Origin of the sequence: Amycolatopsis sp. NPDC051071, from assembly GCF_040682875.1 — a bacterium.
Taxonomy (GTDB): Bacteria; Actinomycetota; Actinomycetes; order Mycobacteriales; family Pseudonocardiaceae; genus Amycolatopsis.
Genome location: NZ_JBFBBY010000033.1, coordinates 34,731 through 60,550 on the forward strand (window position 1 = coordinate 34,731; position 25,820 = coordinate 60,550).

Sequence of the window (25,820 nt, forward strand, 5' to 3'; positions counted from 1 at the left end):
CTCCTAATCGTCGTCAGGGCCACCCAAGATGTCGTCCAAAGTCGTCCGGCGCGCAGCGTTCGCCGCGATACCCAGACGAAGGCGGGCTTCAAGGTTCAGCCCGAGAGTCGTTTCTATGGCGCGCATTTCCTTCTCCGTGGACTCGACGTACCGCAGCGCCGGATGAATCACGATCTGCCCGGTACTGCCCACAGTCGTGAGTCCGTCGATCTCCACTTCGCGCAAGAGCGCGGCCCGCCGGTCGTGCAGCTCGCAATAGCGCTCGATCACGAATCGGTCGGTTGCCGGGTGATACGCGCCGTCTCCAGCCGCCCACACCGCGCGCCACACTTCGCGTCCGATATCGCCGAGCTTCGCCGGTACACGCGGTGCGCGACCGGAATGCACGACCGGAGCCGGAGATGTACCGGCGGCAGAACGCGGGTTGCCGGAGCGGCTCTCCGGCGGCTTCGCGTGCGACATGCCGAAACCTCCCTCTGCGCTTGTGGTGTACACCCGAGGCCGGGCCGCGTTCGCTATAATTCGCCTATTAATAGGCAAGGGGGAGATTTGAACATCGGAACATATTGGCAAGCCGTATGGACCTGGGCTCAGCATCTCGACTGGGGCAACGTTCCCTCGTGGGCTTCGGCCGGATCACTCGCCGTCGCTGCGGCAGTTTTCGTACGAGACAGACGCAGGCACCAGCGTCGGCAGATCGATGAAGTCATGGCATGGGGTGACATCGTTGATGTCAGGCCGATTTTGCTTGACGATGATACGAAGCTGCCGCCAAAAGATCTTGTTTTGACGGCACCGCGCTTCAAGAACTCAAGCAAACTGCCCGTGCGCGACGTGATTGTCAATTACACGATTCTTACGCATTGGCGCGATGCGCAAACTAGGCGATCTTATTTTGCTCGGTTCACGCGGGTAGCTTGGCACATAGACATAGTCGAACCCGATAAGACGGCACAACCGAAACTGCCTAAAGTGCAGATCGCGCCTCCGCCAAACGGTCGGGCCATGGCAAGCCGGTATGTTCAAATGTCCATAACTCACGTCTACGTTCGGGACAGTGCTGGAAAGATTTGGGTCTGCCGCCCAAATTCCGGCAGGCCTGCGATTCCAATTGGATTAAGAACGGCGTTCAGGCACGTGGGCGCAGGCATCGGCCGCAAGACCCAGATCTGACTAGTATCCGCTATACCGATCGCCTGTGCGCTTTGCGACGACTCCGGGGACGTTGCTCTCCGAGCCGTAGCGGCCACGGGCGTAACGAACTCCCGCAATGATGTTGTCGACGGGGTGGCGGATGTCGCCATAGCCGGGCAACGCCCATCGGTCGAACGTCGGCCGGATCGTTTGGACCAGGCCCACACTCGGCGTACCGCGCCGGGCGTTAATGTCCCAACTGTTCACGGCGCACGGGTCGCCGGAGGACTCGGCGGCGATGATGAGCCGCAGCGCATTCCGGTCAGTGATCGGCGGTTCGCCGACGTACTCCAGCGCGGCGGAAGCTTGCGCAATCCATCGGTCGAGCGCGTCCCCCTTTGCAGGGCCACACGGCAGGTTCGAGTCTTTCACCGGGGGTTCGGGGTCCGGGCCTGCCCCGGCGGGCTGCGGGCTCGCGGGCACCGAAGGCAAGGCGGGCCGGGCCGGTTCGGCAGGCTGCGACCACACCAGGGCCGGGCGCGGCCGGGGGCTCACGGCGTACACCGTGGAGAACAAGAGAACGGCGACGAGTGCCCCGGCAATCACGCGGTCGGTCGCCGACACGGAGCCGGGCAAGGTGCCTCCGTTCAGAGGTCGGCCGGGGACCGCCGTCGCGGACCGGCGTGTAAGTCCGTCCTTGGCGTCGCCCGGCGGGCACGGAAGAGTGGGACCGCCCCGAACGGGGAGCACCAAGCCGCGAGAGGGGGCGCGGCCGGGCTCAACCCGCACGGGGCGGTGGTCTACGCAGGCTGCGCGGAAGCGAGCTGCGGGAGGAGAAGACGAACGGCAAGGGCTGCTTGCTGCGGGACGACGCCGTTTCCGAGAAGGCGGAGTTTCTGTGCGCGGGACAGGCCGGGCATGTCCGCCACGTATCCGGGCGCAAGGCCCATGAGCCATTCAACGAACGGCGCGGTGAGCAGGTAGGTACCGCGTTCGGTCTCGAAGGACGGAACCGGGGCTACTCGCCCAAGGACGTGCTCCCATCCTCGGACGGCGTCGGAGTATTTGCCCCAGTCGAGTCCTCCACCAAGCGCGCTACCGCCGTCTGAAGGTTGAGCCCTCCCCGGCGGCCCCCCGACCAGGCGCCCGCGTGGCACGTCGCGTGCGGGGTCGGCAGCAACCACGAAGAGCCTCCGCCGAACATGCGGCGCCCCGACATCACCAGCGGATACAACCGCCCATGCGAATAGATACCCAGCATCGGCAAGGTCGGCGAAGACGACATCGGCGCCGCGCCGGAGATGTCCGGCAACGTTTTCCAGCACGATGACTCTCGGTCGAAGTACGCGAATGGCGCGAGCGATCCAGGGCCAGAGATGGCGGGGGTCTTCGGTGCCAAGGCGCCTCCCGGCGTGCGAGAACGGTTGGCACGGGTAACCGGCCGTCAACACGTGGACAGGAGGGACGCTCCGCCACTCGACTGTGCGGACGTCGCCCAGGTTCGGGGCGTGCGGGTGGTAGGCGGTCATGACCGCGACGGCCGCCGGGTCGATATCGGCCCACCACGCGAGCCGCCCACCAAACACCTCGACGGCCGCGAGGTCGAGCCCGCCGAGACCGGAGCACAGAGACCCGATCGTCAGAGCCGTCACTTGCCCGCCCGGCATCGGTCGAGCGCAAGGGCGAGATACTCCGGGTTCAGGTCGACCCCGATAGCCCGCAGACCTGCGGCGCGAGCGGCGACGAGCGACGTTCCCGACCCGCAGAAAGGGTCAAGGACCGTGGCGTGTGCACCACAAGATTCGGCCCCGCGGCCGGCGAAGGGCGTCTTGTCGTGTGCACCACAAGTAGGCACGGACGCGGCAATACAGCGTTCGGCGAGCCGCAGCGGCATCGGCGCGAAATGGGCGCCCTTGAATGGCTGCGTCGGCAGCGTCCACACGTCGCCGGGATTGTGTCCCCGGTCTTCGTGCCCCGGAGGCGGCCACACGCTCGTGACGCTGTTGGCCTTCTTCGGCCCCGGCTTGCGTGCCCGTCGCGACGGGGACCGGTCGCCCGTGTACGGCTCACGGACCGCGTCCAGGTTGAACCGATACCGGTTCGACTTCGTCAGCATGAACACGGACTCGTACCGGTTCGAGAACCGGTCTTGCACGCTCTCCGGCATCGCGTTCGGCTTCGCCCACACGATGGCGTTCCGTAGAAGCCAACCGTCCGCCTGAAGCGCAAAAGCGACTTTCCACGGAAGACCGACCAGGTTCTTGGGCCGCGTTCCGGTCGATCCGGCCCGCAGCGGCCCGGACTTCGCCGTGTAGGCGTCGCCCAGGTTCAGCCACACCAACCCGTCGTCGGCAAGCACCCGGCGCACTTCGGCGAATACGGACACGAGCCGTTCGACGTATGCCGCCACGGTCGGCTCATGGCCGATCTGTCCGGCGTCGCCGTAGTCGCGGAGCCCGAAGTACGGCGGGCTCGTCACGACCGCGTTCACCGAACCGGGCTCCATCGTGCGGAGCACGTCGGCCGCGTCGCCCTGGTGAAGGGTGAGCGTCTCGTCTCGGTAGTACTCGGCCACGCGCTCACCTCCAATCAATCGGCGCGGGACGCCCGTCACGGGGAACTCTCAACACAGGCCAGACACCCGCGAAGCGCTCGACCCGTGACGGGCTGGAATGGCTGCCTAGCCCCCGTTTCCAGGGGTTTAGGCACGTTTCAGAGGGCTTTTCGCCCTGATTTCGGGCAGCATGAACCGGCCCGCAAGCAGGCAAAACGCGGGCTCACGGGCGGTTCGTGCTGGTCAAAAACGGACTCGCACTCAGGGCGTGTCCAAAAAGGGGCCGGGGTGTTCTACGGCCCCAGAGCGGCCGGACTTTCGCCCCGCCTTCCCCCAGCGCCAGCGAGTTTCAGACTTTGTTGGTTTCAGGGTTTTAGAAACCGCAGGTCAGAGGGTCCGGCCCCGTCCTAGCTCTGCGGCCGGAAGATCCTTCGCCTGTTCTCGTCCTCGGTCTTGTCTCGGTGGCACGCGGTGCACAGCACTTGAATGTTGCCGGGCTCGTCGCGTCCACCGTCCCGCAGTGGCCGGACGTGATCCACCTGCACGACCCGCGCGGGGAAGGTATGGCCGCAGCCACGGCAGCGTGCCCGGCCTGCGCGGTTGACCGCTCGTCGGACTGCCTGCCGGACGCGGTCACCAGCCTTACGGCGGTGGCCACCCCCGCAGCGCTCACAGTGAGCGCCACCGAGAACAGCCGTCCGGGGACAGGTCATGCACGCACGTCGCAGCATGAGCACCCCCAGGGATTCGCGGCCTCTACTTACTTCAGTGGCGGTGGGGTGACATCCGACCAGGCAAAACGCCTCCCTGTGGCGCACGCCACACCAAGAAGTGTCGAAGTGTCGATTCAAGCCTTTTTCTGTATTCCTCTTAGAGAGAAGAGAGCTATATAAGACCTAGAAACACCCGTATTTCGACACTTCGACACTCCGCCCCCGCGTCTGCCCGCAGCACGGCACGTGCCGCGTGTCCCCCTTCCGCCACTGAGAGGTAATGACGGGAAACAAGGGGCACGCCGAAGTCCGGCGAGCGCCTCCCGTGGAGGTGGCCTATGGGGGCACTGCTCACCGCGCGGGAAGTCGCGCAGTACTGCGGGGTGCCGCTGAAGACCGTCTACGGCTGGAACACGGCCGGAACGGGACCGAAGTACTACCGGGTCGGGAAGCACGTCCGCTACAGGGTGGCCGAAGTGGACAAGTGGCTAGAACGGCACGCCGTGATCCCGCGCGAGTCCGACTAGGCCGGATCGTCGCCCGGCATCGCGCGGTCATGGTTCCGCGCCCATCCGCGTACGGCTTCGGTGCGCCACACGTTGCCCATCGCTAGCTGTGCGACCGGTTCGGGGAAGTCGGCGCGGCTGGTGAGCTGATACACGCGTTGTCGGCTGATACCGAACAGGCGGCCGATTTCGGCGCCTCCGACGAACTCCCCGAACTCACTCACGCTAGGCACCTTACTAATAGACGCTCGACTACTAGTAAGGTGACTAGTATCTAGTCAGGTTACTAGCTGGGAGGCGAACTCGTGAGCGTTGAGGACCGTTGGCACCACAAGGGCACCCGCAAGCGCACGAAGGACTACGGCCGGGGCAAGCGGTGGCGCGTGCGGAACGAAGGCGCGCGGACCCTGTCTTTTGAGAAGAAGAGCGACGCGCAGGCCCACGACGTCAAGGTCAATAGCGACTTGCTCAAGGGGCTTGTTCCGTTCGATCCGACGGCCGGGCGTGTCCTGGTCTCGGTGGCGGTTCCGAAGTGGCTGAAAGAGCGCTACTCCGACGTCGAGACGCGCCGTACGGTCACGTCCCGGTTCAAGAACCACATCTTGCCGACGTTCGGCCACCTGCGGGTGTGTGACGTCACCACGGCGCGGGTTATCGAGTGGTGGGCGGAGATGTGCGAGAAGACCAAGCCCAACGGTGAGAAGTACTCCACGAGCCTGCTTGAGCTTGTGTACGTCCATTTCGGCTCGTTCCTGCGGGCTGCGGTTAACGGCTCGACCAAGCTTCTCCCCGTGCACCCCTTCGACGGCTGGGATGTCGAGGTGCCCCGGCGTGACAGACGCGTCCGGGACATCTGGGAGCAAGAGCGGGTCAACGCCGTGCTTGGCGCCATGTCGGAGCGGGAACGGCCCGTCGGGCTCGTGTCGGCGACGTGCGGGCATCGGCAGGGTGAGGCGTTCGCCGTCGCGCTCGAAGACGTGAACCGCTTCCGCAAGGAGATCACCATCCGCCACCAGGTGAAGCGCGTCGGCGGAAAGCTCGTCCTTGCCAAGCCGAAGGGCGGCAAGACCCGCGTGGTCCCGTGTGCCGACGTCACCGCGACCGCCATTGCCCAGCACGCGGAGAAGCACGGGACCACGGTGATCCGGTGCACCTGCTGCAATAAGGACTGGCACATCGTGTTCACCAACGCCAAGGGCGGCCTGATCGATCGGGCAGCGTGGAACCCGGACGTCTGGCACCCCGCGATCAAGGCGGCCGAACTCGCCAAGGGCGGCGCCCACGGGATACACAACCTTCGTCACTACTTCGCGTCCCGGCTGATCGAAGGCGGCCCGGCCCATCGGGGAGCGTCCATGGAACAGGTCCGCGACTACATGGGACACGCTTCCATCGTCACCACCAGCGAGACCTACGGGCACCTGTTCGAGCAGGCCCACGAACGCGCCCGCTCGCTCATGGATGACGTGTTCTCCGCTGTTGTGTACCCCCTGCGTACCGCCGAAGGCCGGTAGCTGTGTTCGCGCAGGTCAGACGGCTACCGGTCTCCGGGGCTACAGAAGGGGGCCTTCACGCGCCGTCGTCGTGGCTGGTGATGCTGCTGAGGCCAGAAGTGTCGTGCTGGGTCGATCCCATGCCGCGCGAAGGGGGCCTTCCCACCTCACGGCCAGCAAGAGCCCATCCACACCAGTTATCCACAACCAGCGCAACCTGTGGACAACCTCGCCGACCAGCCCTTTTCCCCCGCCACCCCCGGTAGACTGGACCAGGGGCCGCCCCCGGGACGGGTGGGGGGCGCGCTTTGGACGGGACCGAAAGAGCGGCAGTGCGCGGGAGGTCGTCGGGAGGGGCAAAGATCCTTGTGGTATCGCGCCCCGCGGAACATTTCCCCCGGCGCGCGTTAAGCTAGCCCGGTGATCGAAGTCCGGCCCGGTGGTCGCCGTCGTATCGACCGCGTGCTCGGCCCTGGGTATCTCAGCGACCTCGGCGAGCTGACCCTTTCCGTGCTGCGCGAGCGCCGTGACGAGGCCGCGCAGGAGGAGACCGACCTGTCGTATCTGCGGCGGCTGCTGCACGCGCGGATCGACATCGTGCGGGCCGAGCAGGAGCGCCGGAGTTCGGGTGGGGAGCGCAGTGTGGTCGAAAGCCTGGCCGCGATCCTGGCGGACAACGCGATCGGCCCGGCAACGGGGTCGGGCAGGCATCAGCAGCTGGAGCCGTCGCGGGCCGGGGAGCACCGGCGGTTCGCCGAGGCGCTCATCGGCGACACGGACCTTTCCGACGTCAGCACTCTCTCGAACGAGAAGCTGCTCAGCGCCCTCGACCGGTACGCCGACGAAGAGGTCTCCGTCTCTTCGTATCGCCGCGAAGTGCAAGGTGTGATGGACACGATCAACGCCGAGATCGCGACCCGCTACCGCAAGGGCACGGCGTCGGTCGACGACTTGCTGGACACCGAACGCGGCGGCCTCGAGTGACGAATCCTGTCCTGGTCGAGGTGGTCCGTTCCGGTTTCGTGGAGAGCACGCACCGCGGCGCGCTGGTGATCATGGCGTCGGACGGTTCCGTGCGGTTCTCCGTCGGCGACATCGAGCGGCCGGTCTATCCGCGCTCGTCGAACAAGCCGCTCCAGGCCGTCGGGATGCTGCGTGCCGGTCTCACCATCGGCGACGAGGACCTGGCGCTGGGCTGCGGATCGCACAACGGCGAACCCGGCCACGTCGAGGGCTCCCTCTCGATGCTCTCCCGCGCGGGCCTCACCGAGGACGCGCTGGCCTGCCCGCCCGCGTTCCCGCTGCACGAGCCGAGCATGCTCGCCGTCGCCGCGGCCGGGAAACGCCGCGCCGCGATGAACTGCTCGGGCAAACACGCCGCGATGCTCGCGACCTGCGTCCAGCTCGGCTGGCCTATCGAGGACTACGCGGCTCAGGCCCATCCACTGCAGAAGGTCATCCAGGGCACCATCGCCGACCTCACCGGAGAGCCGATCGAGACGGTCGGCGTCGACGGCTGCGGCGCCCCGCTGTTCGCGTTCTCCCTCACCGGCCTCGCGCGCTCGTTCGGCAGGTTGGTCACCGCGATGGGCGGGCCGGAACGCCAGGTCGCGGACGCCGTCCGCGCGTATCCGTGGCGGGTCGCGGGCACCGGCCGCGAGGACACCGTGCTGATGAAGAGCGTCGACGGCCTGCTCTCCAAGGGCGGCGCCGAGGGTGTGCACGCGTTCGCCCTGCCGGACGGCACGGCGTTGGCGCTCAAGATCGACGACGGCGCCGCACGGCCTCGGCTCCCGTTGCTGCTCGCGATGCTGCGCCACCTCGGCATCGACCCGGGCGAAGACGCCGGGCGGCTCACGCGTGACGCTGTCCTCGGCGGCGGGAAACCGGTCGGCGAACTACGCGTCGCCGCCGGCCTCTTCAGCTAGTTCGCGCGTTCCCGCGCGGCCAGGTCGCCCCAGAAGTCCCGCAGGTCGGCGAACAGTTCGGCCAGCTCGTCGACGTTGCCGGTGCGGAGCGCGTCGAGGATGTCGTGCACTTCTTCGGCGGTCGTGTCGGCTTGCAGGATCGGGTCGGCGAAGAGCTGCACGAGGCCGCCGTAGTCGAGTTCGACCGCGGAGCCGGGGTGGAAGCTGTCGAGCCAGCGACGCGTCTCCAGCAGTACTCGGCCCGGACCGGAATCGCCGAAGGTCGCTTCGAGCAGGTCACCGACGTCGCGGGCGCGATGCCGCGCGTCGGCGATCGAGACCCGCCATGACACCTCACGTTCGGGATCGTCGCGGCCCTTGCCCAGTTTCACGCGGCGCATCCCGGGGTCGAACAGCACGAACCACGGGAGCGGGACGGTCCACGTCGTCGAGAGCGTGTGTGACGCCGACGCGGACAGGTCGCCGATGGCCGACTTCGCCCGCGAGCGGATCGCGTCGATCCCGCCGCCGCCCGCGTCGAGCACCGCGTTCCTCAACGCCGGGTGAGCGTCACCGAGAAAGGTCACCAGTGCCGCGGCCGAGCGCGCGCGGATCTCCATCGGGCAGACCAGCGGTCCCGGCCCCGCGTCGCCGTGCTCACCTTCCGGCACGTCTTCGGGGTCCAGGACGAGGACGTCGGTGATCAGGCTGGGGGCGGCGCGGCCGTCGGCCAGCTCGGCGGGGAGCAGCCGTCCGACATGCTGTGACTTGAGCCACAGTTGCTGTTCGCGCACGCCCGCGGCCGAACGATCGAGCTGGGCCGCTTCGACGGCCTGCAGCAGGCGTTCGTCCGGTGGATCGCCCAGCGCGAGCAGGGGCTCATAGACGCGGAGATAAGCCGCGAACGGACGGGGCACACAAGCATCGTGGCACGCCGACCTGCGACTATCGCCACCGACCGGCCGGTAACCGGCGTTCGGGGAACACTGTCGCGACCGGCACACCGTGCCACGTCGCATCCAACCCCCCGGACACGGTACGGTGTCAGCAGGAAATAATTGTCGAGACGATGCGGGGCCGCCGATTCCCCCGGCCGCCCCGCCCCTGTGCGAGGGGGTCGAGCCATGGGGCGCGGCCGGGCTAAGGCCAAGCAGACGAAGGTGGCGCGCGAGCTCAAGTACAGCTCGCACGAAACCGACTTCGATGCTTTGCAGCGCGAGCTGTCCAGTAGTTCCTCGGATTATGGGCACGAGGACGACAAGCGGGACGACGACGACCCGTACGACGGGTACGACGAATACCGCCGCTGAGCAACGCGTGACACGCGAGGGTGGATCGAGGCTTGCCTCGTAATCCACCCTCGCGTGTCACGTGCTGCCCAAAATCGAAGGAGAGTGCCGTGTCCGACGTAACGCGGGTCGGTGTCATCGGAGCCGGGCTGATGGGCTCCGGTATCGCCGAGGTGCACGCACGTGCCGGTCTGGACGTGATCGTCACCGAGGTGAGCCAGCCGGCGCTGGACTCCGGCCGGGCGCGGATCGAGAAGTCGCTGCGACGCGGTGTCAAGAACGGGAAGCTCTCGCAGGAAGACGCCGACGCGGCGCTCGGACGGCTCCGCTTCACCACCGAGATCGGCGAGTTCGCCGACCGCGACCTCGTGATCGAGGCCATCCTGGAACAGGAGCAGGCCAAGGTCGAGGTGTTCCGGTCGCTGGACAAGATCGTCGAGCGTGAGGACGCGGTGTTCGCGTCCAACACCTCGTCGATCCCGATCATGAAACTCGGGATGGCCACCAACCGCCCGCAGCAGGTGGTCGGCATCCACTTCTTCAACCCGGTCCCGGTGCTTCCACTCGTCGAGCTGGTGCCTTCGCTGCTGACCAGCGACGACACCTCCCGCCGCGCGGAGGAGCACGCGACGTCGGTGCTGAACAAGACGGTGATCCGGTCGCAGGACCGCGCCGGGTTCATCGTGAACTCACTGCTCGTGCCGTATCTGCTTTCGGCGATCCGGATGATCGAGTCGGGCTTCGCCTCGGCGGAGGACATCGACCGCGGTATGGAGCTGGGCACCGCGCACCCGATGGGCCCGCTGCGGCTTTCGGACCTGATCGGCCTGGACACCATCAAGGCGATCGCGGACTCGATGTACGCCGAGTTCAAGGAGCCGCTGTACTCCTCGCCGCCGCTGCTGCTGCGCATGGTCGACGCCGGCCTGCTCGGCAAGAAGACCGGCCGCGGGTTCTACAGCTACTCCTGACCCGCGACTTTCGTAGCGCCGGACGACCACTTCTTCGGCTGTCCCTGCGACCGGTTCGCCCGGTTGCATGGACGGCGCGCGCACACTCTTCGTAAGGCACTCGCCGGTCTGACCGGCCTCATCGGAATCGCCACCGCGGGTTCGGCGTTCGCGACCGAACCGTCGCCGCTGGCCGGGGGTGACCGGGCGGTTCCGTTCGATTCCCGCGGTGACCTGGGCATTCGGGGGCGCGTCCCGTGGGTGTTCGTCCGGCATCTGCGGGACGGCATCATCCCGCTCGCGCTGCAGGACCGGATGATCCGGGAGGCGGACGAACGCACCCCGCGTAACCGGTTCCGGGTCTTCGACGTCGGCACCGCGCATGTCCCGACGTCGGCGAAGCTCGGTGAGCTGCTGGACCTGTACGACCGTCTGGCGCGCCCTCTCTTGCGCGATTAGTCCTCTGGTTGCGTTAGTTGCGCGCGCAAGGACCGCGACCAGAGGACTAATCGCGGGGATGGGGCGGTGCGTGCACTCGCACGGCGGCAGCACACCTAGACTCGGGTCCGTGGGACAGGGACAGTTGCGCGCGGGCTTGGTCGGTGCCGGACCGTGGGCGAAGACGGTGCACGCGCCGGGCCTCGCCGATCACCCCGGTACGACGTTGAGCGCGGTCTGGACCAGGCGTCCCGAAGCCGCGAAGGAGCTGGCCGACGTGCATGGCGCCGAGGCCGCGGGCAGCTTCGAGGAGTTGCTCGACCAGGTCGACGCTGTCGCGTTCGCCGTCCCGCCCGCCCTTCAGGCCGAGCTGGCGGTCAAGGCCGCCGAGGCGGGCAAGCATCTCATTCTGGAGAAGCCGATCGCGGCGGATCTCGAGGGTGCGCAGCGGCTCGCGGACGCGGTCGAGGCCGCCGGTGTCGCCGCTCTTGTGGTCTTGACCTTGCGTTTCTCGCCGATGACCCGGGACTGGCTCGACGGGATCACCGAAGCGGGCGGCTGGCGTGGCGGCGGTGCGCGCTGGCTTTCGGGTGCCCTGCTCGGCGGGCAGTATCAGTCGTCGGCGTGGCGGCACGACTCCGGCGCGCTCTTCGACATCGGCCCGCACGCCTTCGATCTGCTGGACGCGGCACTCGGCGAGATCACCGACGTGCTCGCCGCGAACCGGACCGACGACGATCTGTGGCAGCTCCTGTTCGCCCACGCGGGTGGTGCGACCAGTACGGCGACACTCTCGCTGCGGCTGCCGATCCAGCCGACGGTCGTCGAAGTGGCCGTTTACGGCGAACACGGTTATCGCACTTTGGGCCGGAGACCGGGTTCCGCCGGTGAATCGTTCACCGCGCTTTTGGACGATTTCGCCGCGATGGCCGCGAGTGGAACGACGTCGCACCCCTGCGACGTCCGTCGCGGACTGCACCTTCAAAAGCTGCTCGAACGCGCGCGCGAACTCGCCGGGCACGGCAAGTAGTACACAGGCCACCCACAAGGCTTTTCCTTGTGCGATAACACCTTCTTCCTGCGACTTCGCAACCATCCACAGGTTTGTCCACAGGCTCCATTGTGGACGGTCACTGGATGAACCCAAGCACAGGAAGGCCTTTTCCGCTACCGGAAAGATCACTCACGGCGCCCCGGCGCGGAAGACAGGCCGACCGCTTCTCCGCGTCGGCGATGGCCGCCGTGGAGATGACGCTGGGATTGGCCTGCTTCCTGGTGTTGTGCCTGGTCACGATGCCGATGGCAGGTCTTGGGCGTCACTTTGGGCGCCGTACTCGGTGCCGCGGTAAATCACTTGACCACGATGCGAGAGTGGTCGCGAAAGCCTTGTCTATTCAACTATGCAAAGAAGAGGGATGCCTCATGCCTGACGCCGTCAGCGGCGTCGGCACGAGTTAGCCGGCGCCACGCCAGCTCCATCACGCACGCGGGTTCTCCCGTGCGTCCCCTTTTCTTGCCCGAAAGGCATGGCAACCAGTGCTTTCCGAAACAATCAGTGCTCTGCAGTCCTATATCCGCACCACCGCGGCGAAGTTCCGCGAAACCGAGCGGATCGGGCCGTTCCTGGCCACGTACTACCTCGAGGCCACCAGCCCGTTCCTCAACTACGCGATCCCCGACGACGGCGCCGTCCCGGCCAAGGACGACGTCGATCGGCTCACCGAGGCGTTCCGCAAGCGTGGGCTCATGCCGCGCCTGGAGTTCCTGACCGAGGCGGTCCCGGCGGCCGAGGCCGTGCTCGTCGAGTGCGGTTACACGCTGGAACGGCGGGTCCCGCTGATGATCTGTGCTCCAGGGCAGGTCGTCGAGCAGCCAAAACCCGCCGGGATCACGCTGGTCAGCCCGAAGACGGCCGATGAGTTGCGGAAGATGATCCGGGCGCAGAACCTGGCGTTCGGCGAGGACGACCCGGATATGCACGTCGATCCGTCACCGGGTCAGCTCGCCGGGGAGACCATCTCGGTGATGGCGCTGGCAGAGACCGGTGAGTGCGTTGGCGGCGGGGTCGCGACGGCGATCCTCGACGGCGCGAGTGAAATCGCCGGGATCGGGGTGGTCGAGGAGTACCGGAGCCGCGGGATCGCCGCGGTGATGACGGAGTTCCTGACCCGCGAGGCCCATTCGCGGGGTGGGCATTCGGTGTTCCTGACGCCGGGCGCCGGACAGGCGGAGCGCGTCTACGGCCGGGTCGGCTTCAAGGCCGCGGCCGAATGCGTGCATCTGTCAATCGTCTGAGATACCACCGCGGCGGGTGCGTTTGACCTCGCCGCGGCGCTTCTTCGAGGCCAGGCGGCGTTCCTTCGAACCTCGCGAAGGTTTGGTGGGACGCCGTTTGGCGGCCGGGGGCGCGGACGCGTCGACCAGCAGCATGACCAGCCTCGCCCGCGCGGCTTCACGGTTCATCAGCTGTGAGCGGTGTTCGGACGCGGCGATCGTGACGACGCCCTCGACCAGGCGTGACGAAAGCCGGTCCAGCATCCGGGCACGGAGGTGATCCGGGATCGAAGGTGAACCGGCGACGTCGAAGGACAGTTCCACCCGCGAGTCCGTGGTGTTCACGCCCTGCCCACCCGGACCCGACGACCGGGAGAACCGTTCGCTCAATTCGGCACCCGGGATCACGAACCGGGTGCCGATCACCACGTCATCAGCCACGAGCCCAGTGTCTCACCTGGGGAAAACCGTTTTCGAAGGTGCGCGGTCAGAAGCGCGGGTGGTCACCCGAAAGCACGGCGCGCGGGCCGTCCGGGTCTTCCGCGGGCTGCACGTCACCGAGGATCCACGCCGGCACGTGCCGTGCGGTCAGCATCGCGAGCGCGCGGTCGACGTCGTCGGGGCCGACGATCGCGACCATGCCGACGCCCATGTTGAACGTCTTCTCCAGTTCGGCGCGCTCGACCTTGCCGCGGTGCCCGATCAGCGCGAACACCGGCGCCGGGGTCCAGGTGCCGCGTTCGAGCTTGGCGACCAGGCCACGCGGCATGACGCGGGCAAGGTTCGCTTCGAGACCGCCACCCGTGATGTGCGCGAAGGTGCGGACGTCGGCCTCGGCGACCAGCGCCAGGCAGTCCTTCGCGTAGATCTTGGTCGGCTCCAGCATTTCCTCGCCGAGCGAGCGGCCGAACTCCTCGACGTGCCCGTCGAGCGGCATGCGTGCGATCTCCAGCAGCACGCGCCGGGCGAGCGAGTAACCGTTGGAGTGCAGACCGGACGAACCGAGTGCGAGGACGACGTCACCGGGGCGGACCCGCTCCGGGCCGAGCACCTTCGACGCCTCGACAACGCCGATGCCGGTGCCCGAGAGGTCGTAGTCGTGCTCACCCATCAGGCCGGGGTGCTCCGCGGTCTCGCCGCCGAGCAGCGCGCAGCCCGCCTGGACGCAGCCCTCGGCGATGCCGCCGACCAGCGCCGCGATCTTCTCCGGCACGACCTTGCCGACCGCGATGTAGTCCTGCATGAACAGCGGCTCGGCGCCGGTGACGACCAGATCGTCGACGACCATCGCGACCAGGTCGATGCCGACCGTGTCGTGCTTGTCGAGCGCCTGCGCGACGGCGATCTTGGTGCCGACCCCGTCCGTGGACGAAGCCAGCACCGGCTCCTTCCACTTGTCCAGCTTCAGTGAGAACAGCCCGGCGAAACCGCCGACCCCACCCAGCACCTCGGGCCTGCTGGCCCTCGCGGCGTGTGGTTTGAGCAGCTCAACGGCTTTGTCACCGGCGTCGATGCTGACTCCGGCGGAGGCGTACGTGGCGCTCGTGGACTCGCTCACGGAAGCGGACTCCAACTCTGAAAGAAAAGGGACTAGGGACGCCGGACGGCGTCTTCAGCACCGTACCCGGCCGGGGTGACGGGCTTCGCCGCGCCATTGACCGAGTCCAGGCTCTCCAGCAGATGCTTGCCGATCAGCGCGTCGTCGGGCAGCGGGATCGGGTATTCGCCGGAGAAGCACGCCGTGCACAGCCGCGACTTCGGCTGCTCCGACGCCGCGACCAGTCCGTCGAGGGAGATGTACCCCAAGGTGTCCGCGCCGATGGAGCGGCGGATGCCGTCGAGGTCGACGCCGTTGGCCACCAGTTCGGCGCGGGAGGCGAAGTCGATGCCGTAGAAACACGGCCAGCGCACCGGCGGGGAGGCGATCCGGACGTGCACTTCGAGGGCGCCCGCCTCCCGCAGCATGCGGACGAGCGCGCGCTGGGTGTTGCCGCGGACGATGGAGTCGTCGACCACGACGAGCCGTTTGCCGCGGATGACGTCGCGCAGCGGGTTCAGCTTCAGCCGGATGCCCAGCTGGCGAATGGTCTGCGACGGCTGGATGAAGGTGCGGCCGACGTAGGCGTTCTTCACCAGGCCAGTGCCGTAGGGGATGCCGGAGCCCTGTGCGTAGCCGATCGCGGCCGGAGTGCCGGATTCGGGCACCGGCATGACCAGGTCGGCGTCGGCCGGATGCTCGACGGCGAGCTTGCGGCCGATCTCGACGCGGGTGGCGTGCACGCTGCGGCCGGCGATCGAGGTGTCGGGGCGCGCGAGGTAGACGTACTCGAAGACACAGCCCTTGGGCTCGGGGTTCGCGAACCGCGAGGAGCGCAGGCCTTCGGCGTTGATCGCGATGAGCTCGCCGGGCTCGACCTCGCGGACGAACGACGCACCGCAGATGTCCAGCGCGGCGGTTTCACTCGCGACCACCCAGCCGCGTTCAAGCCTGCCGAGCACCAGCGGGTGCACACCGTGCGGGTCGCGGGCGGCGTAGAGGGTGGACTCGTCGGCGAAGACCAGGCAGAACGCGCCCTTGAGGGTGGGCAGCAGTTCCAGCGCGGCTGCCTCGATGCCCTTGTCGGCGGCGTTGGCCGCGAGCAGCCCGCACACCAGGTCGGAGTCACTGGAGGAACCGGTCAGACCGAGGTGCGGTTTGATGCCGGCGGCGACCGTGCGGTCGCGCAGTTCGGCAGTGTTGACCAGGTTCCCGTTGTGCGCGAACGACAGTCCACTGCCGGTGGCGGTGGTACGGAAGATCGGCTGCGCGTTCTCCCAGATGGTCGCGCCGGTGGTCGAGTAGCGGCAGTGGCCGACGGCGATATGTCCTTGCAGCGACTGCAGGACCTGCTCGTCGAACACCTGGCTGACCAGGCCGAGGTCCTTGAAGACGACGATCTGCGAACCGTCGGAGACCGAGATGCCTGCCGCTTCCTGGCCGCGGTGCTGAAGTGCGTAGAGCCCGTAGTAGGTCAGCTTCGCGACCTCTTCTCCGGGCGCCCAGACACCGAAGACACCGCATTCCTCGCGGGGTTCCGGATCGGGCTGGTCGGTCACGGGCTGTCCGGCGAGGGACGGGTCGGAAACCACCGAGGTGCTCCCAAGAAGAAGAGGGTAGGCCACCACCAGTGTAAACGGTGGGCAGGAGATCAACGCCTTGAGCGACGTGGCACTGGACACGCTTTGGGCAATGACCGTGAGTGACGAGCGAGGGTCAAGACCCGCCACTCACGACCCCCGACCAGCCGGCCGCTCCCCCTCGACAGAGGCGGTCGACTGTGCTTGAGGTGTGGTGAATCAACCGGCCGCTTTCAACCGGCCGTTTCTTCAACCAGCGGCCAGCCACTTGGACGTGCCGCCACGGCCGGGCACCCAGCAACCGCTGGAAGCGGTCTCCGGGAGGCGCAGCGAGCCGGGTGCCCGCTCGTCCGGGAGCGCGAGCAGTGCCGTCAGCACCGTCGCCGCGTCGCCGGCGGACCGCCACAGCCACACTTCCGGCTCGAGGATGTCCTCCTCGGTGCCGGGCATACGGGTCGCGATGACGTCGTTCTCGGCGTTGAGCCGGACCACGTCGACCACGTTGTCGTGGACTCGCACGCCGACCACGGCCAGAACCTCGCCGTTCGCGTCGCACGGGTGCACGAACTGGTATCCGCGGTGGATCAGTTCCCGCAGGCCGGACTCGATGTCGGTGATTTCCGCGGTGATGGTGTCACCCGAGAACATCATCGAATTCGCCGTCTTTCGCTCCCGCCAGGAACGCGGCCATCTCGGCCTGGGTGTACACGAGGGCGGGCCCGGTCGGGAATCGCGAGTTGCGCATCGCGATCTCGCCGTTGGCCAGCGGAGCGACCTCAACACAGTTGCCGATCGCGTTGCTGTAACTCGCCTTGCGCCATCGCGCACCGATAAGACGATCGGCCGGGATGCCGTTGTCGAACTGTTCAGCCATGGTCCCCACCTTCCCCGACAAAAGACTTCGGGCGATGCATCTGCATGTGCATTTGCCTGTGATCCCAAAGTTAGCACGTGTGACTGCAACGGTAAATGCACGTGCAGAAGTTTTTGCAGAATTCGCGTGCGGTGAGGACTTAAGGCCTCGCGAGTGCCACCGAAGCGTGAGGACTCTTGCCTCTATCGGGTGAATAACTACCTGTCGTGACCGGGTTTTCGCGTGCACGCAAGGAACCCCCTGGCGTCACCGGAACGGCTGCGAACCCACAACGGTGAGCGGCTCAGATGGCCGCGCGACGCTTCTGCAGCATCTGACGGCTGCGGTCCGGCGTCTCGGCGTCGACCGCGAGCATGTCCAGCGCCCGGCTGTACCGCTCGATCTCGTCGCGCTTGTCGATGTAGTGCGCGCCGGTCAGGTATTCGGTGTAGGCGATGTTCGGCAATTCCTCTTCCGCGAACCTGAGCAGCGAGAACGCGCTGTCGGCGGAGTAACCGCTCCGGTCGAACGGGAGGATCTGCACCGAGATGTTCGGCTGCTGGATCATTTCGAGCAGGTAGTCGATCTGACCCTTGAGGATCTCGCGATCGCCGATCGGCCGGTACAGCACCGACTCGTCGATGACGAGCCAAAGGCGCGGCGCGTCCGGCCGCGACAGCATCTTCTGCCGCCGCATCCGCAGCGCGACCCGGCGATCGATCTGCTCGTTGACCATGTCCTTGCGGCCGTGGCTCATGATGGCCCGCGCGTAGGCCTCGGTCTGCAGCAGACCCGTGACGTACAGCGGCTCCCAGACCTGGATCCGGGCCGCGGCCTCTTCGAGCCCGACCAGGTCGTTGAACCAGCTCGGCATCAGATCGCCGTAGCGGCGCCACCAGCCCGGCTCGTTCGACTCCTTGACCATGTCGAGGAACTGCTGCCGCTCGCCGGTGTCGGTCATCCCGTACATCGTCAGCAGGTCGGCGACGTCGCGTTCCTTGAAACCCACGCGGCCGAGTTCGAGACGGCTGATCTTCGACTCGGAGCCGCGGATGCTGTAGCCGGCCTCCTGGCGCGTGATGCCCGCGTCCTCACGCATCCGCCGGAGCTGTGAACCGAGGATCATCCGCCGCGCGGTGGGACCCAGGGCTTGCTCACCGCCGGGCGGGTTGACCGCGTTCATCGACCGGGGACCTTTCGTACGCCGCTACACACCAGAGGGATCAAGCCCGATTACTCAAAGTACACGTTTGGACCTGGACACGACAGGGATGGCTTGGTTTACCCGCCGCGAGCGTGGTTCTACTGTACGTAGAGTCCGAGACTTCCGACACAGTTTTGTGAGGTTCAAGATGCCCGACACCCCGACCAGGACGGAACGAGTGCCAGTGGGTGTCGACCCGACCCGGGCCAGCATCGCCCGCGTGTACGACGCCTTCCTCCTCGGCAAGGACAACTACGAGATCGACCGGGAGGTGCTGCGCAAGGTCCAGCAGGCCGCTCCCGAAGCGCAGGACCTGGCGACCGAGAACCGCGGCTTCCTCATCCGCGCCTGCCGGTTCATCGCCAGCCAGACGGGTATCACCCAGTTCCTCGACCTCGGCTCCGGCCTCCCGACCGCGGAGAACACGCACCAGGTCGTGCAGCGGACCAATCCGGAGATCAAGGTCGTCTACGTCGACAACGACCCGGTCGTACTCGCACACGGGCGTGCCCTGCTCGAAGAGAACGAGAACACCCACTTCGTGTCGGACGACATCTTCGAGCCGGAGCGGATCCTCGGGAATCCCGACATCCAGCGGCACCTCGACTTCGCCCAGCCGATCGCGTTGCTGCAGCTCGGGACCCTGCACCACTACAACGGGCCGAAGGAAGAGCCCGCCAAGATCATGAAGAAGTACATCGACGCGCTGCCCTCGGGTTCGTACGTGGCGATCTCGCACTTCTCCGACCCGCAGGACGAGTTGTCCGAGGTCGCCCGCAAGATGGAGGACTTCTTCATCCACAGCCCGATGGGCTCGGGCACCTTCCGTACCAAGGCCGAGATCGAGGAGCTGTTCCACGATCTCGAGATGGTCGACCCCGGCGTCACCCTGTGCGCCGACTGGTGGCCGGACGGCCCGCGGATCAAAGAGCTGAACGCCGCGCAGCGGACGATCTCGGGCGGGATCGGCCGGAAGGTCTGAGACCTGGGCTCAGGGATGTCATGAAAGGGTCTTTCAGGACAAAAAGTGTCTTGAAAGACCCTTTCATGACATCGGGACCAAGCGGGTTCAGAGGCGGACCAGCGGCAGCCAGTGAGCCAGATCGGCGCGCGTCCCGGAGGCGGTGACCCGCCCCGATTCGACGGCGTCGGCCCAGCCGAGCCGCCCGGTCGCCAGTTCCAGCCACGTACGCGGATCCGTTTCGACGATGTTCGGCGGCGTCCCGCGAGTGTGGCGCAATCCTTCGACGCACTGCACCGCCGCGAACGGCGGCACCCGCACTTCGACACTTTTCCCTGGCGCGTCCGCGGCCAGTGTCCGCAGGCTCAGCCGTACCGCGGCGGCGAGTTCGGGGCGTGCCGGTTCCGCACCGGATCCGCTCAACCAGGGGAAAATCGCCGTGATCGCGGCACGTAACTCAGCGGGGTCGACCGAACGCAAAGAGGCCATGGGAGAACAGTAGAGTGAGCGCGAACAAACCTTCAGGCACCCGGAACGTGGGGATGGCGATGGCGCAGCGGGACGAGGCGGATCGGTTGGCGTCGAGCCCGGCGGGGAAGCGCGGGAAACACAAGCCGGAGATCACCGACGAGATGCGGGCCAACGCCAAGGCCAACCCCAACAGCTGGCTGTACGTCATCGACGAGGCCTTCGACCCCAACGGCCCGGTGCCGTCCTGGGCGGTCGTCGGCGCGTATCCGGTGAACGGCGCGGGCGAGATCGTCGAGGACTTCCACCCCAACGACCGCTACCGCCCCTCCCCGAAGGCGCTCGGCTTCCCGGATCCGCGTAACGAGCTCGAGCAGTTGCTCCAGCTGGTACGCACCAAGCACCGCCCGGTCGCCGACCTGCCGCGGGTCTTCCTCGACTCGACGCTGTTCGTCTACGCGCTTTCACCGGTGCAGCGCACGGTCATCGGCTTCCACAACACCGACGGCCAGGTCCTCGTACCGGCGTACACGGCGAAGTCGCTGGTCCCGAGCGAATGGCCGCACGCCCGCGCGGTACTGGGCCGGGACATGGTCCCGCTGCTCGCCGGGCATCCGGTGACGATCAACCCGCACGACCGGCTCACCGCGATCGTCCCGTCGGAGCACCTCGACAAAGCCCTTTCGGACGAGCGCCGTCAGTAGGCCGATTAACCCACTCGGCTCAATTTATTCAAGCTGAACGCAACTCTTCCGAGTGAACTTCGAGTCGCTGATTTCCTTTTCCCGGGGGATCGTGGCGACGTGAAGAGTCGCAGAAAGTGTTCGAAAGGCTGGGGGGCCGTCCTCGCGGCAGGGGTCTTGCTGCTCATGCGGACTCCCGCCGTCGCCAACGAAGCGGGGCCAAGGTACGACGGGGCCGAGGAGCATTCCGCCGGCTCGCAGATCGCGTTGCACGAAGGCGTCAACGCGGCGCTCGTGCCGCTCTACGGCGGCGGCGAAGCGCAGGCGCTGGGCCACGACGTCAGCGGACATCAGGGCGACGTCGACTGGCCCGGCGCGGCCAGGACCGGCGGGAGGTTCGTCTACGTCAAGGCGACCGAGGGCACCGGGTTCGTCAATCCCCGGTTTCTCCAGCAGTACAACGGTTCCTACGACGTCGGCATGATCCGCGGGGCTTACCACTTCGCGCGTCCCGACATCTCGGACGGCGCTTCGCAGGCGCGCTACTTCGTGGACAACGGCGGCGGCTGGTCCGGCGACGGCAGGACCCTGCCGGGTGCGCTCGACGTCGAGTACAACCCTTACGGCGAAACCTGTTACGGCAAGTCGCCCGGGCAGATGGTCGCGTGGATGACGTCCTTCGCCGAGACCTACCTGCGGCGGACCGGGCGGCATCCGGCGATCTACACGTCGACGAGCTGGTGGAAGCACTGCACCGGCAACAGCAACGTCTTCTGGCAGAACCCGCTGTGGATCGCGCGCTACAACACCGAGATCGGCGAGCTGCCTGCCAGCTGGCGGACCCACACCATCTGGCAGTTCTCGAACAAGGGCAGCCTGCCCGGCGATCAGAACTGGTTCAACGGCACGGAAGATCACGTGCGCGCGCTGTCACAGGGATGAGTCCCGCCCGAGTGGGTGTTACAAGATCACACAGCATCGCCAAGATGGAAATGAAAATCACCCACGCGTAGTACCAATTTCACGGAAGTTAGTGACAAACCCGGCACTCGTCGTCAACAATCGTGCCCGGACGGCTACCACCTGCAGTTAGTCGTCCTCAGCGAGGGTTATCCGTTGAAGGGATTGTCGTATGCGCACTTCCCGAAGAGTCGTCATCGCCGTCGGCACCGCGCTGCTCCTGCTCAGCAGCACGGTCCAGGCGTCGGCCGCCCCGTCCCCCGAGATCATGTCGATCGACCAGGATCTCCAGCAGAACAACCACACCATCGGATCGCAGATCCGGCGCGTGGAAGGCGACACCTCCACCCCGGAGTCCAAGGAGAAGGCGGCCCGGCCGCAGCCTGAAGCCGGCGTGCTCGCGACCGTCGCGGGCATGGACGTCGCCAGCTACCAGGGCAACGTCGACTGGGCCAACTGGTGGGGCCAGGGCAAGCGCTTCGTGTGGGCGAAGACCACCGAAGGCACCGGCTACAAGAACCCGTACTTCGCCCAGCAGTACAACGGTTCCTACAACCAGGGCTTCATCCGCGGCGCGTACCACTTCGCGCTGCCCAACGTTTCCTCCGGCGCGGTGCAAGCCGACTACTTCGTCAACAACGGCGGGGGCTGGTCCAAGGACGGCAAGACCCTGCCGGGCGCGCTGGACATGGAGTACAACCCCTACGGCGCCACCTGCTACGGCTTGAGCCAGTCGGCCATGGGGGCCTGGATCCGGGCGTTCCACGACCGCTACCACGCACGCACCGGCCGCTGGCCGGTCATCTACACGTCGACGAACTGGTGGAGCACCTGCGTCGGGACGACGCAGAACTTCGGTGGCACGGTTCCGCTGTGGATCGCGCGTTACGCCTCGTCGGTGGGTGCGCTTCCGTACGGCTGGGGCTTCTACACCGTGTGGCAGTACACCTCCAGCCCACTCGACCAGAACACCTTCAACGGCGCCTACGACCGCTTGCAGGCACTGGCCAACGGCTGAGCTGCGCGTTCCGCGCGAAAGCGGCTCCCAGCCCGCTCGTCTCAGATGGCGAGCGCGGCCGGGAGCCGCTTTCGCGCGGGAGGTACCTTCCGAGCAGAATGCCCCCTGAAACTCCTGGTACGGGCGGATCCGGAACCACGGCAGACCGCCGTCCGTCTGATCGGAGCCTCAGGCCCCAGCACGGAAGGCGAACAGCGATGACCTACCCACCCCAGCCCGGCCAGCCCTATGGCCAGGACCCACAGGGGCAGCAGCCCGGCGGCTACCCGCAGCAGGGTGGATGGGACCAGACCCAGCAGTACGGCCAGCCCCAGCAGTTCGGTCAGCAGGGTGGACAGCAACAGGGCTGGGACCAGACGCAGCAGTATCCGCAGGGCGGGCAGCAGCAAGGCTGGGAGCAGACCCAGCAGTACCCGCAGCAGCAGGCGGGCTGGGACCCGAACGCGCAGCAGCAGGGCTGGGACCCGAACAACCCCGGCTACCCGCAGGGTTACGGCGGCCCGCCCGCGCCGCCGCCGAAGAGCAAGACCGGGCTGATCATCGGGATCGTGATCGGCGTCGTCGTGCTGATCGCCTTCGGTGTCACCGGCTTCGTCGCGCCGGGCTTCCTGCTGAGCAAGGACGAGGGCAACAACACGGCCGCGCCGCCGGCGTCGTCGTCCGGCAAGGCCCCGACTTCCGCGCCGAAGAGCAGCCCGAAGTCGAGCGCGCCCAAGAGCAGCCCGAAGAGCACCGAAAGCGGTGGCACGGGTTCCGAAGGCAACCCGAAGGGCGTCCAGAACCTCAAGGACTTCCTCGCCAAGGTGAGCGCCGGTGACAAGGCGGGCGCGTTGTCGCTGGTCTGCGCGGACATGAAGACGACCATGGGCGACTCGATCGACATCATGGCCCCGGCGCCGTCGCAGCTGGAAGTCACCACGACCTCCGGCATCGGTGACGGCTTCATCACCGGTGACATCGAGGGCACGGTCAAGGGCAAGAAGGTGAGCGGATCGGGGATCTCCTCGGACGACAACCCGGACAAGTCCTTCTGCGTACGCAACTTCTTCGTCTTCTGACGTGATGAAGCGGTTGCTTCGCTCGCCGTTGCTGTGGACGTTCGTGGTTTCGCTCGTCCTGCTGCTCGCCGTCGGCGGCTGGTTGCTGACCGATCCGGCGACCAGCCGCAGCGAGGCGTTGAAGACCGGCGGCATCGCCGGTGGCGCGATCGTCGCGCTCTACGCGTTGTGGCTCAACGACCGGCGGCGCCGCGTCGAGGAGCGGCGGCAGGAAACCGAACGGCAGCGCCAAGAACTCGAACTGCGGCGGGCCGACCAGGACCGCGACCGGATCTCGGACGAGCGGTTCGCGAAGGCCGTCGAACTGCTCGGGCACGACGCCGACCAGGTGCGGGTGGGGGCCCTCCACGCACTGGCCGGGCTGGCGCGCGGGCGGGCGATCTACCGGCAGACGGTGCTGGACATCCTGTGCTCGTACTTGCGGCGGCCGTTCAAGCATCCGCGGTACGAAGGCGAGGCGAAGCTTGCCGGGAATGCCCTGCCCAAGCCAGGAAGCCAGGAGCAGGAGCAGGAACTCCAGGTGCGGCAGACCGCGCAACGGCTCATCGGGGAACTGCTCCCGGCCGCGGATTCCGAGGACACGCCGGGATACGACCTCGACCTGACCGGGGCGGTGCTGGAGTACTTCGACCTTTCGAACCGGAAGGTCGGCAAACTACTGCTCCGCTACGGCGGGCTGTACAACAGCACCAACCTTTCCGGTTGCGTGTTCCTCGGGCCGGTCTATCTGACCGGCGCGGGCACGGTCAAGGACAAGCGGATCGGGTACTTCCGGTGCGCCGGAACGAAGTTCGAACAGCGGGCGTGGTTCAGCGGGGTGCGATTCGACGAGGACGCCGAGTTCGACGGCACGATCTTCGCGGGCCCTGCGTCCTTTAAGGACAGTGTCTTCGCGAAGAACGCGGTCTTCCGCGAAAGCGAGTTCGGGGATTCGCTCGACCTGCGACGGGCCCGGTTCGAAGGCTTCGGCGACCTGAAGTTCGGCAAGGCACCGAAATCCGTGTCGTTGTACAACACGACGGTGGAACCGGCGAAGGAGTACGCGCTGCCGGACGGCTGGTCCGTCGAGACGTTACCCGGCGGCCGGGCCCGGCTCACGATGAAGGACATATGAGACGACTGCTCAGGTCTCCGCTGCTGTGGACGTTGCTGTCGTCGATCGTGGTGCTGGCCGGGGTCACCGGCTGGCTGCTCGCGGATCCGGCGACGAGCCGCGGTGACGCGCTCAAGACCGGTGCGCTGGCGGGCGGGGCGATCGCCGCGCTGTACGGGCTCTGGCTCAACGACCGGCGTAGGCGCACCGAGGAGGACCGGCACGAGATCGAGCGCAGCCGGATCTCCGACGAACGCTTCGCCAAGTCGATCGAACTGCTGGGCAACGACGCCGACCAGGTGCGCGTCGGCGCGATGCATTCGCTCGCGGGGCTGGCCAGGACGCGGCCGGAGTACCGGCAGACCGTGCTCGACGTGCTGTGCGCGTACCTGCGGCGGCCGTTCGACCATCCGAAGTTCACGAGTGACACCGTGTGGAACAACGAAAGCAAGGCGGCCGCGGAGCGGGAACGGCTGGTCCGGCGTGCGGCCGAACGGCTGATCCGCGACATCCTGCCGCACGCCGGGACCACCGGTCCGACGTTCGGGCTCAACCTCAGCGACGCGCGGCTCGACAAGCTGGAACTGACGGCGAGGCGGGTCGGCTGGTTCGGCGCGGATCGCAGTGAGGTACTGCATCACCTCGACCTCGAGAACGCCGAACTCGCCGGGAAGTTCTCGCTCAAGCACGTGCGGATCCACGGCAATCTCAGACTCGCCGGAGCGATTTTCAAACGGCCGGTACTGCTGGACGACCTGACCGTCGAGACCCCGGTCGACTTCGGCAAGGCCATCTTCGCGGAGCCGCCGTCGCTGGAGGGCGCCAAGTTCGCGCCCGGGTCGGCTTTGCCTGCTCGTGAGTGATTTGGGTTGTTAAGGCCAAGAGTGTCTTGGGTACCTACCGTCTCCTTGCCTAGGTACGTGAAGGCCCCCTTCCTGTACCTAGGCGCAAGGAAGGGGGCCTTCATGTACCTAGGCGCAACGGGCGCCGGTACCGAGCGGGCAGGGTCTCGTGAGTGTTTTGGGTCGTTAGAACGAACCCGCTTTTGAAAACTTACGCGTCACCTGCGGCGTTGCTCGCGTGAAGTACATGAAGGCCCCCTTCCTTGCGCTAGGCGCAAGGAAGGGGGCCTTCACGTACTGGGGAA

The 25,820-nt window shown here is 66.9% G+C and carries 31 protein-coding genes; 17 read left to right on the plus strand and 14 right to left on the minus strand.

What is annotated here, in order from left to right; all coding sequences use genetic code 11:
- Window positions 1–3 precede the first annotated feature (3 nt).
- Window positions 4–462, minus strand: a complete 459-nt coding sequence (locus tag AB0M65_RS14020; RefSeq protein WP_364026525.1) for a phage terminase small subunit P27 family — start codon at window positions 460–462, stop codon at window positions 4–6.
- Window positions 463–549: 87 nt separating this feature from the next.
- On the opposite strand from AB0M65_RS14020, the gene AB0M65_RS14025 reads away from it, so the two are divergent.
- Window positions 550–1,173 (plus strand): hypothetical protein, encoded by a 624-nt coding sequence (locus tag AB0M65_RS14025; RefSeq protein WP_364026528.1) that lies wholly within the window; start codon window positions 550–552, stop codon window positions 1,171–1,173.
- On the opposite strand, the gene AB0M65_RS14030 is transcribed toward AB0M65_RS14025, so the two are convergent.
- From AB0M65_RS14030 to AB0M65_RS14045, 4 genes are all read right to left on the minus strand, one after another.
- Window positions 1,174–1,770, minus strand: coding sequence for a transglycosylase SLT domain-containing protein (locus tag AB0M65_RS14030; RefSeq protein ID WP_364026531.1), 597 nt, complete (start codon window positions 1,768–1,770; stop codon window positions 1,174–1,176).
- A 164-nt stretch (window positions 1,771–1,934) separates the two neighbouring features.
- Complete coding sequence (locus tag AB0M65_RS14035; protein WP_364026534.1) at window positions 1,935–2,786, minus strand: DNA cytosine methyltransferase; 852 nt, start codon at window positions 2,784–2,786, stop codon at window positions 1,935–1,937.
- Window positions 2,783–3,709 carry a site-specific DNA-methyltransferase gene (locus tag AB0M65_RS14040; RefSeq protein ID WP_364026536.1) on the minus strand — a complete coding sequence of 309 codons (927 nt, stop codon included), beginning with the start codon at window positions 3,707–3,709 and terminating at the stop codon, window positions 2,783–2,785. Before AB0M65_RS14040 ends, AB0M65_RS14035 begins: the two co-directional genes overlap by 4 nt.
- A 386-nt stretch (window positions 3,710–4,095) precedes the next feature.
- Window positions 4,096–4,419 carry an HNH endonuclease signature motif containing protein gene (locus tag AB0M65_RS14045; RefSeq protein ID WP_364026539.1) on the minus strand — a complete coding sequence of 108 codons (324 nt, stop codon included), beginning with the start codon at window positions 4,417–4,419 and terminating at the stop codon, window positions 4,096–4,098.
- A 320-nt stretch (window positions 4,420–4,739) separates the two neighbouring features.
- Between AB0M65_RS14045 and AB0M65_RS14050 the strand changes: the two genes are divergently transcribed.
- Window positions 4,740–4,928 carry a helix-turn-helix domain-containing protein gene (locus AB0M65_RS14050; protein ID WP_364026542.1) on the plus strand — a complete coding sequence of 63 codons (189 nt, stop codon included), beginning with the start codon at window positions 4,740–4,742 and terminating at the stop codon, window positions 4,926–4,928.
- Here AB0M65_RS14050 and AB0M65_RS14055 read toward each other — a convergent pair.
- Window positions 4,925–5,131: a DNA-binding protein gene (locus AB0M65_RS14055; RefSeq protein ID WP_364026545.1), complete on the minus strand. Its 207-nt coding sequence runs from the start codon at window positions 5,129–5,131 to the stop codon at window positions 4,925–4,927. The two genes, AB0M65_RS14050 and AB0M65_RS14055, sit on opposite strands and share 4 nt — an antisense overlap.
- 81 nt (window positions 5,132–5,212) lie before the next feature.
- On the opposite strand from AB0M65_RS14055, the gene AB0M65_RS14060 reads away from it, so the two are divergent.
- The 3 genes from AB0M65_RS14060 to AB0M65_RS14070 all read left to right on the plus strand — a co-directional run bounded on the left by AB0M65_RS14060 (window position 5,213) and on the right by AB0M65_RS14070 (window position 8,328).
- Window positions 5,213–6,421 (plus strand): tyrosine-type recombinase/integrase, encoded by a 1,209-nt coding sequence (locus AB0M65_RS14060; RefSeq protein ID WP_364026548.1) that lies wholly within the window; start codon window positions 5,213–5,215, stop codon window positions 6,419–6,421.
- Between the two features lie 399 nt (window positions 6,422–6,820).
- Window positions 6,821–7,384, plus strand: a complete 564-nt coding sequence (locus tag AB0M65_RS14065; RefSeq protein ID WP_364026551.1) for an aerial mycelium formation protein — start codon at window positions 6,821–6,823, stop codon at window positions 7,382–7,384.
- Window positions 7,381–8,328, plus strand: a complete 948-nt coding sequence (locus tag AB0M65_RS14070) for an asparaginase (RefSeq protein WP_364026554.1) — start codon at window positions 7,381–7,383, stop codon at window positions 8,326–8,328. Before AB0M65_RS14065 ends, AB0M65_RS14070 begins: the two co-directional genes overlap by 4 nt.
- On the opposite strand, the gene AB0M65_RS14075 is transcribed toward AB0M65_RS14070, so the two are convergent.
- Window positions 8,325–9,224: a hypothetical protein gene (locus tag AB0M65_RS14075; protein WP_364026557.1), complete on the minus strand. Its 900-nt coding sequence runs from the start codon at window positions 9,222–9,224 to the stop codon at window positions 8,325–8,327. The genes AB0M65_RS14070 and AB0M65_RS14075 overlap by 4 nt on opposite strands.
- Window positions 9,225–9,431: 207 nt before the next feature.
- Between AB0M65_RS14075 and AB0M65_RS14080 the strand changes: the two genes are divergently transcribed.
- The 5 genes from AB0M65_RS14080 (at window position 9,432) to AB0M65_RS14100 (ending at window position 13,279) form a co-directional block, all read left to right on the plus strand.
- The gene (locus AB0M65_RS14080) at window positions 9,432–9,617 is read left to right on the plus strand and encodes a DUF3073 domain-containing protein (RefSeq protein WP_020632289.1); all 186 of its coding nucleotides are present in this window, start codon (window positions 9,432–9,434) and stop codon (window positions 9,615–9,617) included.
- 89 nt (window positions 9,618–9,706) lie between these two features.
- Entirely contained in the window at window positions 9,707–10,567 is an 861-nt protein-coding gene (locus AB0M65_RS14085) for a 3-hydroxybutyryl-CoA dehydrogenase (RefSeq protein WP_364026562.1), read from the plus strand.
- 63 nt (window positions 10,568–10,630) lie between these two features.
- The gene (locus AB0M65_RS14090) at window positions 10,631–11,005 is read left to right on the plus strand and encodes a hypothetical protein (RefSeq protein WP_364026565.1); all 375 of its coding nucleotides are present in this window, start codon (window positions 10,631–10,633) and stop codon (window positions 11,003–11,005) included.
- Between the two features lie 109 nt (window positions 11,006–11,114).
- Entirely contained in the window at window positions 11,115–12,014 is a 900-nt protein-coding gene (locus tag AB0M65_RS14095; protein ID WP_364026568.1) for a Gfo/Idh/MocA family oxidoreductase, read from the plus strand.
- Window positions 12,015–12,520: 506 nt separating this feature from the next.
- Window positions 12,521–13,279, plus strand: coding sequence for a GNAT family N-acetyltransferase (locus AB0M65_RS14100; RefSeq protein ID WP_364026571.1), 759 nt, complete (start codon window positions 12,521–12,523; stop codon window positions 13,277–13,279).
- Here the strand turns inward: AB0M65_RS14100 and arfB are convergent.
- The 6 genes from arfB to AB0M65_RS14130 form a co-directional block, all read right to left on the minus strand.
- Complete coding sequence (gene arfB, locus AB0M65_RS14105) at window positions 13,268–13,699, minus strand: alternative ribosome rescue aminoacyl-tRNA hydrolase ArfB (protein ID WP_364026574.1); 432 nt, start codon at window positions 13,697–13,699, stop codon at window positions 13,268–13,270. The two genes, AB0M65_RS14100 and arfB, sit on opposite strands and share 12 nt — an antisense overlap.
- Window positions 13,700–13,745: 46 nt before the next feature.
- Window positions 13,746–14,816 carry a phosphoribosylformylglycinamidine cyclo-ligase gene (purM, locus tag AB0M65_RS14110; protein WP_364026577.1) on the minus strand — a complete coding sequence of 357 codons (1,071 nt, stop codon included), beginning with the start codon at window positions 14,814–14,816 and terminating at the stop codon, window positions 13,746–13,748.
- 32 nt (window positions 14,817–14,848) lie between these two features.
- Entirely contained in the window at window positions 14,849–16,387 is a 1,539-nt protein-coding gene (gene purF, locus AB0M65_RS14115; RefSeq protein WP_364026580.1) for an amidophosphoribosyltransferase, read from the minus strand.
- A 237-nt stretch (window positions 16,388–16,624) separates the two neighbouring features.
- Window positions 16,625–17,026, minus strand: a complete 402-nt coding sequence (locus AB0M65_RS14120; RefSeq protein WP_364026583.1) for a hypothetical protein — start codon at window positions 17,024–17,026, stop codon at window positions 16,625–16,627.
- A complete protein-coding gene (locus tag AB0M65_RS14125) occupies window positions 17,010–17,249 on the minus strand; it encodes a DUF397 domain-containing protein (RefSeq protein ID WP_364026586.1) in 240 nt (79 codons plus the stop codon). Before AB0M65_RS14125 ends, AB0M65_RS14120 begins: the two co-directional genes overlap by 17 nt.
- A gap of 283 nt (window positions 17,250–17,532) precedes the next feature.
- Window positions 17,533–18,411, minus strand: coding sequence for a helix-turn-helix transcriptional regulator (locus AB0M65_RS14130; protein ID WP_364026589.1), 879 nt, complete (start codon window positions 18,409–18,411; stop codon window positions 17,533–17,535).
- Between the two features lie 205 nt (window positions 18,412–18,616).
- On the opposite strand from AB0M65_RS14130, the gene AB0M65_RS14135 reads away from it, so the two are divergent.
- A complete protein-coding gene (locus tag AB0M65_RS14135; RefSeq protein ID WP_364026613.1) occupies window positions 18,617–19,414 on the plus strand; it encodes an SAM-dependent methyltransferase in 798 nt (265 codons plus the stop codon).
- A gap of 87 nt (window positions 19,415–19,501) precedes the next feature.
- Here AB0M65_RS14135 and AB0M65_RS14140 read toward each other — a convergent pair whose 3' ends face one another.
- Window positions 19,502–19,882 (minus strand): sterol carrier family protein, encoded by a 381-nt coding sequence (locus AB0M65_RS14140; protein WP_364026592.1) that lies wholly within the window; start codon window positions 19,880–19,882, stop codon window positions 19,502–19,504.
- 53 nt (window positions 19,883–19,935) lie between these two features.
- On the opposite strand from AB0M65_RS14140, the gene AB0M65_RS14145 reads away from it, so the two are divergent.
- The 6 genes from AB0M65_RS14145 to AB0M65_RS14170 all read left to right on the plus strand — a co-directional run bounded on the left by AB0M65_RS14145 (window position 19,936) and on the right by AB0M65_RS14170 (window position 25,536).
- Window positions 19,936–20,565: a type VII secretion system-associated protein gene (locus AB0M65_RS14145; protein ID WP_364026616.1), complete on the plus strand. Its 630-nt coding sequence runs from the start codon at window positions 19,936–19,938 to the stop codon at window positions 20,563–20,565.
- Between the two features lie 165 nt (window positions 20,566–20,730).
- Window positions 20,731–21,486: a lysozyme gene (locus tag AB0M65_RS14150; RefSeq protein ID WP_364026595.1), complete on the plus strand. Its 756-nt coding sequence runs from the start codon at window positions 20,731–20,733 to the stop codon at window positions 21,484–21,486.
- Window positions 21,487–21,676: 190 nt separating this feature from the next.
- Complete coding sequence (locus AB0M65_RS14155) at window positions 21,677–22,522, plus strand: lysozyme (RefSeq protein WP_364026598.1); 846 nt, start codon at window positions 21,677–21,679, stop codon at window positions 22,520–22,522.
- Between the two features lie 197 nt (window positions 22,523–22,719).
- Window positions 22,720–23,580 (plus strand): Twin-arginine translocation protein TatA, encoded by an 861-nt coding sequence (locus AB0M65_RS14160; RefSeq protein WP_364026601.1) that lies wholly within the window; start codon window positions 22,720–22,722, stop codon window positions 23,578–23,580.
- 4 nt (window positions 23,581–23,584) lie between these two features.
- Window positions 23,585–24,694, plus strand: a complete 1,110-nt coding sequence (locus AB0M65_RS14165) for a pentapeptide repeat-containing protein (RefSeq protein WP_364026604.1) — start codon at window positions 23,585–23,587, stop codon at window positions 24,692–24,694.
- Entirely contained in the window at window positions 24,691–25,536 is an 846-nt protein-coding gene (locus AB0M65_RS14170; RefSeq protein WP_364026607.1) for a hypothetical protein, read from the plus strand. Before AB0M65_RS14165 ends, AB0M65_RS14170 begins: the two co-directional genes overlap by 4 nt.
- Window positions 25,537–25,820: the final 284 nt, after the last annotated feature.